This is a genomic window from Clostridium estertheticum subsp. estertheticum (genome assembly GCF_001877035.1).
Classification (GTDB): Bacteria; Bacillota; Clostridia; order Clostridiales; family Clostridiaceae; genus Clostridium_AD; species Clostridium_AD estertheticum.
This window is the reverse complement of sequence record NZ_CP015756.1, coordinates 3,393,356-3,407,540: the sequence shown is the minus strand read 5'-3', so window position 1 is coordinate 3,407,540 and position 14,185 is coordinate 3,393,356. Positions and strand designations below refer to the sequence as shown.

Genomic DNA, 14,185 nt, shown 5'->3' with positions numbered 1-14,185 from the left:
TAAATTTAAATTATTACACATAAATTTTGTACAAAACAAAAAAAGGACTATTTACCGAAGTTGGTGGATAGTCCTTTTTTATTTAATGACATTTCAAAAGGAAAGTCTCCCACTTCTATAAGTGCGAGTTACATATCCTTCTGAAGTCTTTAATAATCAGCTCCGCAGGAGATGATTTAATGCTGATATTGTTGAACAAATTTTTTTAACATTTCACATATAGGTAGAGATTCATTAATAAAAACGGATACGTCATTGCAATTTTTTTTATAGCCATCCAACATAGTTTGAAAAGACGGATCATCATGTTCTTGCTGAGTGACATATATTAAAAAAGCTGATTTATCATTCATTATTACTTCATTTACTCTCATATTTACGCCTCCAAAATTCCAATATAGTATGTTTAATTATCACTATACAGTATGTCCAAGAATTGCGCAATATAAAAAATGAAATATAAAAGAAATATCTTTATGACCTACGTTTACATGAAAATAACTGAAAAAAATGCAAACAAATCATTATATAAAAAGCTGCACTCCCTAAAAGAGTACAACTTTTTATAATTCAATATTACTAAAAATAGGGTAAACATATAATAAAAGTAAATGTTTATTTATATAACGATTGTTTACCTTGTTTAATTAATCTTATAGTTATTAAGATACTCCTCAGCAGAATCATATATTAAATTATTCGTAGATATTAAATCTTTTTTTTCTTGAGCTTCAAGTTTATGAGCTAATTTTACAGTTGATATTTTTTCTATTGTTTTAGTATTGATGATAATCACCTCAACTGTATTATAACACAAAACATGTGAATTATAAAGAAAATTTTGAATGAATGTTGAAGACAGGCTATGTGACAAGGTGGAATAAATTGGAATTAATAGAGCGGTTATATAAAATTGCAAATAAACTGTACCATAATAATAAGCCTAAAATAATATTTTATAAGGGTTATTGTTGCAAGATGCAAGCATAGCGAATATAATGTAATAAATACAAATAATTGGATATAATGTTTTTATATAATATATTATAATATTTAATTATTTATTAATGAGACATTTAACGACATTTCAGAAGGAAAGTCTCCCACTTCTATAAGTAGTAATTACATGCCCTAACAAATAAAAAACTTCAGTGGGTGTATAAATTTCCTTCTGAAGTCGTTAATATTGCAGCTCCGAAGGAGATGATTTAAGTTAATATAGTAGTTTTATTGAATATTGTTATATAATGTTATATAATTTCATTAAGCTCATATTCTATGAATATGAGCTTAATTCGGATTAGTAACATTCAAATAATTTTGTGAGAAAGAGGTATAAAAATGAAAATCACAAATGTAAATTTAGAGGAACTGATATTTGCTTTAGATATAGGAACAAGATCTATTATAGGGACAGTTGGTATAATATCTGAGAAAAAATTCCAGGTTATCGCTGAAAGTTATATTGAACATGAAGAAAGAGCTATGATTGATGGCCAAATTCATGACATTCAATTGGTAGCCAGTGGAGTATTAAAGGTGAAAAAAGAATTAGAAGATAATTTAAATGTTAAATTAACTAAAGTAGCGATTGCAGCAGCAGGGCGCTTTTTAAGGACAACGCAAGTTAAGTCTGAAATAGAAGTTGATATTGATAAAGAAATTGATAGGGAAACTATTAGAAGTCTAGAACTCACTGCAGTTAGAATGGCAGATGAGGAAGTGGCAAAGTCGTCTCAAGGTAAGCTTTATTGTGTGGGATATAGTGTGAAAAATTACTATTTAAATGGATACGTAATCACAAACTTAAAATCGCACAAAGGAGAAAAAATTGCAGTAGAGATAATTGCTACATTTCTTCCACGATCAGTAGTTGATAGTTTATATGCGGTCATGGATAAGGCATCGCTTGAAGTTGTAAGTTTAACACTTGAACCTATAGCTGCAATGGAAGCTGCCGTGCCACAGAACTTAAGACTTCTAAATTTGGCTTTAGTGGATATTGGTGCAGGAACATCTGATATTGCGATTAGTAGTAAAGAGAGTATAAGTGCATATGGTATGGTACCGATGGCAGGAGATGAGGTAACTGAAATAATATCTCAAGCATATTTAGTTGATTTTAATACTGCTGAGAAAATTAAAAAAGAATGTAGTGGGAAAGATAAAATTCAATACATAGATGTGTTAGGTTTTGAAAATATTTTAGAGCCAGAGGAAGTATTAAAAATAATTAATCCTATTGTTGTGAAAATTTCCGAAGAAATTGGTAATAGGATAATTGAATTAAATGGTGGAAAAGCACCAAATGCCGTATTTCTTGTAGGGGGTGGAGCACATACTCCTTTTATCAAAGAAAATATTGTTAAAATTTTAAATCTACCAATTAACCGTGTCGTTATTAAAGGTCGTGAGTCAGTAACTGACTGTATATGTGATTCTAACCTTGGAAGTACTGGTGTTACAGTTTTAGGGATAGCACTGGTATCAATTAAAAGGTTAGGAAATGATTTTGTTGATGTGACGATAAATGACAAGATTATAAGTTTATTTAATGCACATAAACATACTGTTATGGATGTGATGATGCAAGAGGGTATAAATCCTAAGATATTGATTGGTAAAAATGGACGTAATATAAGATTTATAGTTGATGGAATAAAGAGAGTGGCATTTGGAAGCTTAGCAAAGAGCGCTGAAATTAAGATTAATAACTTGCTTAGTAATATTGATTCTGAGGTAGCTGAGGGTGATATCATTGACATTAGCTTTAGTGTAGATGGGAAAAGTGCTGAGCCTAAAATTATGGATTATGTAAAGAGCATTCAAACTGTAAGTTTCTATTTTGAAGATGAAATTCGTAACATTGAGCCTGTAGCATTTATTAATGGTATAAGAACTATAATAAATGGTGTAATAAGGGAAGATGATGATGTTTCAATAGTAATACCTACTACAATTAGTGAATATGCAAAGTATTTTGGTGATGATACTTGTGGTTTAGATTTTATGATAGATAATAAAAAATTGCTTTCGGATTATGTTATAAAAGAAGGGGACAGAATATATAAGGTAGCAGAAATTACTAAAGAAATTAAGGTGGAAAAGATAGTTAATAAGAATGAACAAAAGGAAACACAAAATTTGAATATTAAAGTGAATAAAAATATGATAAGTCTTAAAGGAAAAGATAAATACATATTTGTAGATATTTTTAATTACGTGGATTTTGATTTGACTATTTCAAAAGGAAACTTAATATTAAAGCTTAATGGTAGTAAAGCTGAGTATTATCAGCCGCTAAATAATGGAGATGTAATTGAAATATATTGGGAAGATATTATTAGCACAGATGAAACAAAATTAAAAATAGGATGATTTAACATAAGTGAAGGGGTGGAAATTGTGAATTTTTTAAATATGGCAAAAAATATTGAGAGTGAGTTAGTAGATATTAGGCGCGATATACATCAAAATCCAGAACTGGGATTTGATTTATTTAGAACTAGCCAAAAGGTAAAAGATTTTTTGAAGGTGGAAGGCATTGAATTTTATGAGGTAGCACAAACTGGAATCTGTGCTATTATAAGAGGTAATGGTAAAAAGACGGTTGCTTTAAGAGCAGACATGGATGCACTTCCTCTTCAAGATAAGAAAGTTTGTGATTACTCATCTAAGATTAATGGTAAAATGCATGCTTGTGGACATGACGCTCATATCACTATACTTTTAGGTGCAGCTAGGATATTAAATAATATGAGGGATGAACTCAAGGGAAATGTTAAATTGTTTTTTGAGCCAGCAGAAGAAACTACTGGTGGATCACCTTTAATGATTAAAGAGGGGGTACTAGAGCATCCGAATGTTGATGCTGTTATTGGGCTTCATGTAGAAGAATGGTTAGAAGCTGGAACCGTTGGTTTAAAAAGAGATATCGCGTACGCTGCATCAAACCCATTTACTATAAAAATAATAGGCAAAGGTGGACATGGTGCAAGCCCACATGTGACTATTGATCCTATTGTAATAGCAAGCAACGTTATAGTTGCACTTCAAAGCATAGTAAGTCGAGAGATTCCACCTACAGATCCTGCAGTTATAACTGTAGGTTCAATTCATGGTGGCACAGCTCAAAACATTATACCTGAAGACGTTACAATATCGGGGATTATTAGGACAATGAAGAGTGAACACAGAGAATACATAGAGATAAGATTAGTTCAAGTAGTGGAGGGTATAGTTAAAGCCATGAGAGGGAAATGTGAAATTGAAATTGAGGAAAGTTATCCATGTCTTCATAATAATGATGAACTTTCAGATATGTTTGATAATAAGTCAAAAGAATTAATCGGAGAAAGTAATGTTTATAATTTAGATAAGCCTACTATGGGTGTGGAAAGTTTTGCTTATTTCTCTATGGAAAAACCATCGCTATTTTATTTCTTAGGGAGTGGAAACAAGGAAAAAGGTATAATAAACCCGGCTCATGGCAGTTTATTTGATATAGATGAGAGATGTTTATCGATAGGGGTAGCTATGCAATGCACGTTAGCTTATGAATTTCTATTGAAATCATAATGCAACTTAGTATATAATTGATACTTGATGTGAATTATGTATAGAAATTAATCAATAGATAAAAGAGATCTAGGAGGATATGTATGAGGATAGAAATTGGAGCAAATGAAGCAGGACAAAGAACAGATAAATTTATGAGGAAGGTACTTGGAGATGTGCCACTCAGCAAAATATATAAAGCTTTTAGAAAAGGTGATATTAGAGTTAATGGTAGCAAAATCAAGGAAAAACATTCATTAGTAGAAGGTGATATTGTTGAAACAAAATATATCACTAGTGAGTTTAAGAGGGATGAATTTGTAAGAATTGATAATAAACTTAAGATAACTTTTGAGGATGCTAATATATTAATGGTAGAAAAATGGCCAGGGGTTTTAGTTCATGCTGATAAAAAAGATGGAGAACCTACTTTAACAGATTATGCACTTTCTTATTTATTTGATAAAGGTGATTACAAACCGGAAAATGAAATAACCTTTACGCCAGCACCTTGTAATAGATTAGATAGAAACACTTCGGGAATGGTTATATTTGGTAAGAATTTTAAATCTCTTAAATTATTGAATGAAATGATAAGAGATCGTAACATTGAAAAATACTATATGGCACTTGTATCAGGAAGAATTAAGGATGGAATTTATGAAGGATATATATACAAAAATGAAGATGCAAATATATCTCAAGTATTTAAAGAACCAAAGCCAGATACTAAAAGAATAGCAATGGACGTTAAAACTATAGAAAGTTGTGGTACATTTTCTTTACTTGATATTAACCTTTTAACAGGCAGAAGCCATCAACTTAGAGCTCATTTGAGTATGCTTGGTAATCCTATTCTTGGTGATCCTAAATATGGAAATAAAAAAATAAATAGCTTTTTTAATAATAAGTATGGCTTGGACTCTCAATATTTGTATGCATATAAGTTAATATTTAAAAATTGTCCAGAGGATTTGTCTTATATGGAGAATAAAACTATTGCAGAGAGCTTACCACCAGCACTTAAAAAGATTAAGAGGGATATATTTAAATTTTAGAGGGTGAATTTATGGGTGAAAAAGCAAAGTTAAATAAACAATCTACCACGAAAGGTTTTGCAATATTATCTGCGGCAGGTTTTGCAGTTAAGTTTTTATCCCTACTTTATATACCTTTTCTTGGGAAAATTTTAGGAGAGGATGGGCTAGGGGTATATTACTCTGCATACAGTATATTTACATATGTTTATATATTGACAAATGCGGGTATTCCTGTGGCTATTTCGAAAATCGTATCAGAACTTATAGCTCTTGGGAACTATAAGGATGCTGTAAAGACTTTTAAAATAGCTAGATTTTCCCTTTTAGTATTAGGAATAGTTATGTCACTTTTAATGCTCATTTTGGTAGTACCTATATCTAAATTAACAAATAGTGAGACTGCAAAATTAGCGATTATGGCACTTGCTCCAACTGTTTTACTTACTTCTATATTATCAGCTTATAGGGGGTATTTCCAAGGAAGAGGGAATATGACCCCTACTGCGGTATCACAAGTATTTGAACAGGTTGCAAATACTATATTTAGTTTAGTTTTTGCAGCATGTTTTATAAAATATGGAGTATCCGCCGGAGCAGCAGGTGGAACCGTTGGTACTACAGTAGGAGCATTAGTTGCTGTAATTTATATGATTCATTATTATGAAAAAAATAAAGTGTTTAGAGTTCCCAAAGGATACAATCAGTTAGGTATAAAAAGATTAACTAATAAAAAAATATTTAAAAAGTTATTAGGTGTTGCTGTACCAATGACAATATGTTTAGGAATACAACAGTCAGGGCTATTAATTGATTTAGGAGTAGTTAAATCAAGAATGGTAGCTGCTGGAATTGGGAGTGTACAGGTTAATGTTTTATGGGGTGTATTAGGTAAATATACAACATTAATAAATATTCCCATAGCCATTATTACATCACTTGCTATAACTATTCTGCCATCTATTTCAAGTTTGATGGCAATTAGGGATAAAAAGGCTGTAAGAGATAAAATTAATTACGCTTTTAGGCTTTGTTTTTTGATTGCAGTACCTTCTGCGATTGGACTTGCAGTTTTAGCTTACCCAGTAGTTAATTTAATACAATACGGTTCTAGCGTTGGAAGATTACTTATATATGGGTCAGTTGTAATAATACTTATGGCTGTAGTTAGTATACAAACTTCGATTCTTCAAGGCCTTGGAAAACTTTACTTAGTTACCATTTATGCAGTTTTGGGTATGATAGGAAAAATAATTACTAATTATATTTTTGTAGCAATTCCAAACATTAATATATTAGGTGCTATTATGGGAAATGCAGTTAGTTTTGCAATACTTTTGATATTGAACTATATTACGATTAACAAAACACTAAGAGTTAAAATAAAATTATTAAGTCATGCAATTAAGCCTATACTGGCATCGGTAGTTATGGCAATTGTTGCAAAGTTAATGTATTGTAATTTTAATTATATATTTAGTTATGTTAAGGAAGGATATTTTGCTAATGCTATTGCTCTATTAATTTCTATGGTCTTTGCGATAGTAACTTACTTTTTTACATTAGTACTTCTAGGTGGATTAAGTAAAGAAGATTTAGAAATATTCCCTAGTAGAATTACAAAGATTATACCTAAGTCTATTTTAAATAGACTGAAATAGGTAGCATGGAAATCTAAAGCACATCATCTTGTATGATGTGCTTTAGATTTTTCTGATTTTTTCGTGAGAATTAGAGAAAATAATAATAGAGAGAAGCCAGTTACAATAATTATTATGTTCTTAGTAATAAAAATACAATCCGGTATAGTATTACTTAAAATTTTTAATATAAAATACAACAAGATGCTAAGACAAATATCAATTAGAAATTCACTTCCTGAAAAATTTATATAACAGCATCCTTTAATTGATACAATATTCATTATAGCGCTTAAAATAGAACTTATAAGGAGTGCTACGGCGTAACCTAAAATATTAATACTTGGAATGCCAAGGAGTATATAAAGCAAGACTAACTCGACAATAGAGGTTACTACAGAATTTATTAGGAGAGCTTTTTGTTTGCCAAGTCCATTTAAAATTCCGAAGGTCGAGCCAGACATATACATGAATGGTGCGCTTAACGCTGCAAGTCTGATGTAGACACCTAGATCATATCTATCAAAAAATAATTTTCCAAGAGAGGGACCTATACATAAACATATTATCATAGTTGAAATTCCTAGTAAAAAAGAAATTTTGATTACTTCGCGGATTCTATTTTCTAAAGCGTTATAATCATTTTTACTTATACTTTTAGAAATGTCTGGGGTTAACATGGTAGACATTGACATAACAATAATAAAAGGGAAAAACACAATACTCATAGCCATACCAGAAAACTTACCAATTAAAGATAAGCTTTCGGTATATTCTATTCCAGCTTGAACTAGCCTACCCGGAACAATTAGGGTCGATAGTGCTGAAATTATAGTGTTTAAAAACCCATTTAGGCACAAGGGAAATGAAACAATAAGAACATTAAATAAGAGTTGAGCCCTTCCTTCGGTTTTTTTTACAATTACCTTAAATTTATTTTTGCTCTTTTCATAAAATACATATAAAAGAATAAAACTTATAAGTTCTCCAATTGACAAAGAAATATATGTAGCAGTTACTGTAGTAGTTACATTTGTTAGAGCAAAGAAATTTATTATCCCAAGGATTATGGCCATTCTTGCAGTTTTTTCAACAATGTCTATTATTGCGGGTACTTTAACATTAGAAATACCATAAAAATAGCCCTTGTATATAGAAGATAGAGCAACAAAAATTAATGCGGGACAAATGACCCAAAGGGAGTATAGTGTTCTTTGGTCTTTTATTATATATGTACTGATATACGGTGAGAAAAAAAATACTAAAATTGCTATGAATATAGATAAAACAAAATCAAAAACTAATGCAGTATGTATAGATTTGTTAAGGTTACCGTAATCATTTATTCCATAATAGGATGAAGATTCTTTTGAAATAGCTGTTACCATACCACCGCAAATAAGACAAGTGAATAAATCGTATATAGGCATTACGAGGCTATATAAGCCCATACCTTCTGCACCTAATTTTCTTGAGAGTAATATTGAAAACATAAATCTTAATATGCCAGCAACCAAATTTGAAACTGTAAGTATTATTGAATCTCTGTAGAAATCGTCTTTTATCATAAAGGGTCCTCCCTGAGGTTAAACTTAAATATATTACAACTATTAATAATTAATATGTTAAGTTTTACTATTATATTCTAAATGCATTTGATTATGGACAACAATTAAATATACAAATGTCATATAATTTTTACATATACGTGAACTTATATAAATATATATAGATTAGAGATTTATAATTTAGGGGGAGAAGTATGAAAAAGACCATTGGATTTATAATTATTTTAGCTTTGATGGCTTTTGCACTATTTTCATTGAGAAGTTCTTTTAAAGAATATAAGGTTACAGTGAAAGATGTGAGTATTAAAACACAAATTTTATATAAGGGATTAAGTAATTCGGTAGATTTTACTAAAGATAATGAGGGGAATTATTATATTGCTTTTAAAGATAGAATAGAGTACATAGATAAGTCAGGAAAAGCGTATAATATATTCGTAAATAAGAAGTTAAATATAACTAGCTTAGATTACAAAAATAAAATATTGTATTACGCTTCTGGTAAAAATGTCTATTCATATAATTTAATATCAAAGGAAAGTAAAGAAATAATAAAAAATATACCGAATTACGGGGATTATAATAATAGTTTGGTTCGAATTAATGGGGATTACTTATTTGTTACTATAGGGTCAGCTACAAATTCTGGGGTAGTTGGACTCGACAATAAGTGGTTAGATAATTATCCTCAAAATCATGATATTACTCCAAAGAGTATAACTATAAAAGGAATGGACTTTGGAGGGGTAAAAACAGGAGCATTTGTTCCATATCAAACTAGAAATATAAAGGGACAAATTATAACTCAGCATGTAATTGGAAATTCATCAATAATAATTTATAATTTAAAAACTGGTGCGCAAGGAAACTTTGCTTGGGGTATAAGAAATATGATGGGGATAGATTTTAATAGTGAGGGCAAAGTATTAGTTACAGTTGGAGGAATGGAGGAGAGAGGATTAAGACCAGTTAAAGGTGATAGTGATTATATTTACCAAATTAAAAAAAATTCATGGTATGGGTTTCCAGATTACTCTGGAGGTGATCCAATAAGCTCACCAAAATTCAGAAATTCGTTTAATAAGACTATACCAGCTATTCTAGATAATCACCCTACAATAAATCCACCTGCGCCAATATACCAACATAAATCAGTGGGTAGCTTAATAAGTTTGGCAATAGACAGGGCAGGAAAACTGGGGGATAAAGATTGTATATATTTTTATGAAAAGAATGATAATAGTATATATAGTCTAAACAAAAACAGTGCACTTAAAGAAAAAGTAAATTTTGAAGAGGTTGCATATATATCTAGCATGAAATTTTTTGATAATTTGATAATATTAGATTCTAAAAATGGATATTTAATTAGTATGGAAAAAGATCAATATAATAATATAAACAGCGGAAAACATAAGTTTTATAACTATTTGTTAACAATAGTTATAACTTTAATAGTGGTCATACTTGTTGGTTTAAGAAAAAAAGATTAGAATAGAGTGGGTATATATTATTATGGTAAAATTAAACATGTTTTTAGAGCATATTTAGCGTATACTAAGTTAAGAGGTGAACAGGTTGAAGAAAAAATTTGAAGCTACATATGGGAAAACTTTAAAAGGCTTAATGGTAACTATAAATCCAATTAAAAAAAGAATCATGAAAACTCATTGTATTGTTCACAAATTTATTAATATTCAAGCTATTGAGATATTAAAAAATAAGGGATACCGTGAAGTTCATACTTTTTACAAAAGTTATGTAAAAGAATTAAACAATGGGGTTACTTGGGCAGACCAAGATTTTAAGAGCTCAAATCATTTTTATCATCATATTACAGGTACAGGGTTATATGGATTTTCGAATGCATTAACAGAATTTAACAAATACTACAAATGTGCGTTAAGGTTTGTAGAAGCCGGTGATATACGGCAAGCACTGTTTTATTTTGGAGCAGCGTGCCATTTGATTCAGGATGCAACTGTTCCTCAACATGTTAACAATAAACTACTTAAAAATCATAGAAATTTTGAACTTTGGATTATAGGTAGATTAATGAGTGACTATTCGTTTCCTATTTTTAATGAAATAATTAAGCAAGATAATATAGAAGATTATATAAAAAACAATGCAACATTTGCAAGTGATATTTATATTTCACATGTTCATATAAAAAACAAGGAAGAGCGATATAGGAAAGTATCTACGCTTATAGTGCAGAGAGCACAAAAGACTACTGCAGGCTTAATGATAAATTTCTATAATGAAATTAACAAATAATTCCTTTGTTTTAGAGGGATTATTTTGTTTTTGGAGAATAGTTTTTAAATAAGTATTTATAAAAATTAAATAAAGAGGGGGATAACAATTGAAGAAGGAGGTTTTATTAAATTTAGAAAAGGAGATTTTTAAAGGAAATCTACTAGACATAGGGTTTTCTAATCATGGTATCATATATAATATATACAAAGAGTACGTTGATGATAGTAGTAGTGTAGAGTATGTAGAAGGAAAAGTGGAAAAGAAGGCAATAGGGGAAGGCATATATGATACTTGCGCACTATTTTTCACTTTAAGTGATATAAACCTTACATATAATAAAAGAAAATTGGTACAAGATATATATAAATATTTAAAAGTTGATGGAATGTTATATATTTGGGATATTGATAAAGGAATTGCTAAAACTTTTACTAAGGAAATTAAAATTGTGTTACCAGATAAAAGTACAAAACAAATAAATTTAAGAGATTTAAATTTATTTAAAAATAGTTCTAAAGATAATACAATGAGAATTTTAGAACCATATTTTAAGGTGGTAACATTAAAAAATTCAGACAATGTCTATTATATGATATGCAAAAAGAAAGTCAAAAGAAAAGATTAAAGTAAAATTAATAGACATTGTTAAAGATTTATTAGCCTCTCTGGACATATCTTTGAGTTGTCCAGTAAGGCTTTTGATTTTTTTGTATTATTACAAAACTCATTTAATGTGAAATCTACTGCTTAATCATAAAAGCGACTAGGATATAATTGCTTTTATGCAAACTAATATTGTATACTGTACAAAATAGATGAGTTAAGGAAGGAATTAAAAATGAAAGTATTGTTGGTTGGAATAAATTCGAGGTTTACACATAGTAACCTTGCAATTAGGTATTTAAAAGCCTTTACTGAGGATCTCTCGTATGACTCTCTTATAAGAGAGTTTTCTATAAATGATAGAGTAGAAAGAATTGTGGAAGAGATTATATCAGAGAAAGCAGATATTGTAGTTTTATCTTGTTACATATGGAATAAATATTATGTTAAACAGGTATCTAATTTAATCAAACTCATAGATAATAATATAAAATTGTTATATGGAGGGCCAGAAGTATCATTTGATAGTGAGAACTATCTAAAAGATAGTCTTTCAGATTATTTAATTGAGGGAGAAGGAGAAGAAACATTTAGAGAGTTTATAAAATGTATGATAGAGAATATTAGCCTAAAAGGTGTTAAGGGCTTGTACTATAAGGAAAATGGAAAAATATTTTATGGTGGAAAAAGAAAACTTATGGACATAAATAACATTGTGTTCCCCTATACTAAGGATGATGATTTAAACAATAAAATAATATATTTTGAATCATCAAGGGGATGTCCATTCAACTGCAAATACTGTCTTTCTTCAACTATACGTGGAGTTAGGTTCATGAATTTAGAAAGGGTTAAAAAGGATTTAAAATTTTTAATAGATAAAAAGGTGAAACTCATAAAATTTGTTGATAGAACTTTTAATTGTAGCGATGAATTCGCTATGGGTATTTGGGGATATTTAATGAGTATAGATACCGAAACCACGTTTCATTTTGAAATTTCAGCAGATATACTAAATGATAAGCAACTTAAACTTTTAGAAAAAGCTCCTAAGGGTAGATTCCAATTTGAAGTTGGAGTGCAGACTACAAATAATGAAGTATTAAAAAATATAAACAGATTCGTAGTTTTTGAGGATATAAAAAAACAGGTTACTGCGCTAAATAAGTATGGTAATATAAAGCAGCATCTAGATTTAATTGCGGGACTGCCAGGAGAAAATCTTGAATCATTTAAGAAGTCTTTTAATGATTTATACACAATAGAGCCGGATGAAATACAACTTGGGTTCCTTAAGATATTAAAAGGTGCTCCGATGAAAGATGAAGTGGAAAAATGGGGAATGGTATATGCTCCATATCCACCTTATGAGATCTTAAAGACAAGCGATATAAGTTATGAGGAAATTATTCTTTTAAAACGAGTTGAAGAGGTCGTGGATAAATACTACAATTCTCGTAAATTTAAAACTATCTTAAAATACTTTATCCCTAAGTTTGATAATGTATTTGATTTCTATTTAAGCCTAGGTACGTTTTTTTATGATAAAGGATATCTAAGCAGAAGTATATCATCTGTGGATTATTATAAAGTGTTTTTAGAGTTTAATGATGAACATCTCAATTTAGATAATAGGATTTTAAAAGAAATTGTTAAGTTTGATTATTTGCAGTTTAATAAGAAAAAGTATATGCCTAATTTTCTTTTAAGAGATCCTAGTAAAAATTTTGAAAGATATCTAAAGGATTCACAAAGAAAAGGTGATATAGAACTACCATATACGGATTATCATTTAGAGAACTTTAAGATAGACATTATTAAGTTTTTGGACAATGGACAAATAAGTGAAGGCGAATTTTATCTTATTTTTGATATGAGTGAAGCTGAAAACATAACGGATATATCTTATTTCATTAATGAAGAAAAAACATTAAAATAAAGTTTTATGAGCCTGATGGTACTAATACAAAAGGAGGAGAAGGTAAATGGCGGTTAGAGAAATACTACAATATGGTGACAAACGTCTTAATTCAATTTGTGAAAAAGTTGGAAAAGTAGATAGAAAGATTCTAAATTTAGTTGATGATATGATGGATACTCTTTATGAGGGAAATGGAATAGGTCTTGCTGCACCTCAAATAGGTGTTTTAAAAAGAGTTGTCTTAATTGATTTAGGAGAAGAAGAGGGAGAGCCAATAGTTATTATAAACCCTAGGATAACGGCTCAATCTGGAAATGAGAAGGATTATGAAGGATGCTTAAGTTATGTAGGATATGAGGGTGAGGTTTACAGGCCAACAGATGTTACTGTTGTAGGAATTAATATTAATGGGAAACCAGTTACTTATAATGCTACAGGATTACTTGCAAGGGCATTTTGTCATGAGATTGATCACTTAGAAGGAATAATGTATATGTCTAGAGCTGAAGAAACACATGAATTAACTGAAAAATAATTTTGAAAGTTTATTAGAAAATTTTATAAAAAACATATCTCTTGATATCAAGGGGTATGTTT

The 14,185-nt window shown here is 29.7% G+C and carries 12 protein-coding genes; 9 read left to right on the top strand and 3 right to left on the bottom strand.

Annotation, left to right across the window (positions count from 1 at the left end):
- Positions 1-176: 176 nt before the first annotated feature.
- Together A7L45_RS16030 and A7L45_RS23565 are read right to left on the bottom strand one after the other, a co-directional pair.
- Positions 177-374 carry a hypothetical protein gene (locus A7L45_RS16030; protein ID WP_071613723.1) on the bottom strand — a complete coding sequence of 66 codons (198 nt, stop codon included), beginning with the start codon at positions 372-374 and terminating at the stop codon, positions 177-179.
- A 269-nt stretch (positions 375-643) separates the two neighbouring features.
- The gene (locus A7L45_RS23565; RefSeq protein WP_166520661.1) at positions 644-817 is read right to left on the bottom strand and encodes a hypothetical protein; all 174 of its coding nucleotides are present in this window, start codon (positions 815-817) and stop codon (positions 644-646) included.
- Between the two features lie 524 nt (positions 818-1,341).
- On the opposite strand from A7L45_RS23565, the gene A7L45_RS16025 reads away from it, so the two are divergent.
- The 4 genes from A7L45_RS16025 to A7L45_RS16010 all read left to right on the top strand — a co-directional run bounded on the left by A7L45_RS16025 (position 1,342) and on the right by A7L45_RS16010 (position 7,255).
- Positions 1,342-3,378 carry a cell division protein FtsA gene (locus A7L45_RS16025; protein WP_071613722.1) on the top strand — a complete coding sequence of 679 codons (2,037 nt, stop codon included), beginning with the start codon at positions 1,342-1,344 and terminating at the stop codon, positions 3,376-3,378.
- A gap of 42 nt (positions 3,379-3,420) precedes the next feature.
- Positions 3,421-4,578 carry a M20 metallopeptidase family protein gene (locus tag A7L45_RS16020; RefSeq protein WP_151553410.1) on the top strand — a complete coding sequence of 386 codons (1,158 nt, stop codon included), beginning with the start codon at positions 3,421-3,423 and terminating at the stop codon, positions 4,576-4,578.
- 83 nt (positions 4,579-4,661) lie between these two features.
- The gene (locus tag A7L45_RS16015; protein WP_071613720.1) at positions 4,662-5,615 is read left to right on the top strand and encodes an RluA family pseudouridine synthase; all 954 of its coding nucleotides are present in this window, start codon (positions 4,662-4,664) and stop codon (positions 5,613-5,615) included.
- Between the two features lie 11 nt (positions 5,616-5,626).
- Entirely contained in the window at positions 5,627-7,255 is a 1,629-nt protein-coding gene (locus A7L45_RS16010; protein WP_071613719.1) for a putative polysaccharide biosynthesis protein, read from the top strand.
- A gap of 23 nt (positions 7,256-7,278) precedes the next feature.
- On the opposite strand, the gene spoVB is transcribed toward A7L45_RS16010, so the two are convergent.
- On the bottom strand, positions 7,279-8,802 hold the full coding sequence (gene spoVB / locus A7L45_RS16005; protein ID WP_071613718.1) for a stage V sporulation protein B: 1,524 nt from the start codon (positions 8,800-8,802) through the stop codon (positions 7,279-7,281).
- A gap of 194 nt (positions 8,803-8,996) precedes the next feature.
- Here spoVB and A7L45_RS16000 point away from each other — a divergent pair, with 194 nt between their 5' ends.
- The 5 genes from A7L45_RS16000 (at position 8,997) to def (ending at position 14,123) form a co-directional block, all read left to right on the top strand.
- A complete protein-coding gene (locus A7L45_RS16000; protein ID WP_071613717.1) occupies positions 8,997-10,295 on the top strand; it encodes a PQQ-dependent sugar dehydrogenase family protein in 1,299 nt (432 codons plus the stop codon).
- Between the two features lie 85 nt (positions 10,296-10,380).
- Complete coding sequence (locus A7L45_RS15995; protein ID WP_071613716.1) at positions 10,381-11,082, top strand: zinc dependent phospholipase C family protein; 702 nt, start codon at positions 10,381-10,383, stop codon at positions 11,080-11,082.
- Between the two features lie 88 nt (positions 11,083-11,170).
- Positions 11,171-11,689 carry a hypothetical protein gene (locus tag A7L45_RS15990; protein WP_071613715.1) on the top strand — a complete coding sequence of 173 codons (519 nt, stop codon included), beginning with the start codon at positions 11,171-11,173 and terminating at the stop codon, positions 11,687-11,689.
- 213 nt (positions 11,690-11,902) lie between these two features.
- Positions 11,903-13,606: a B12-binding domain-containing radical SAM protein gene (locus tag A7L45_RS15985; protein WP_071613714.1), complete on the top strand. Its 1,704-nt coding sequence runs from the start codon at positions 11,903-11,905 to the stop codon at positions 13,604-13,606.
- Positions 13,607-13,652: 46 nt separating this feature from the next.
- Complete coding sequence (gene def / locus A7L45_RS15980; protein WP_071613713.1) at positions 13,653-14,123, top strand: peptide deformylase; 471 nt, start codon at positions 13,653-13,655, stop codon at positions 14,121-14,123.
- Positions 14,124-14,185 lie beyond the last annotated feature (62 nt).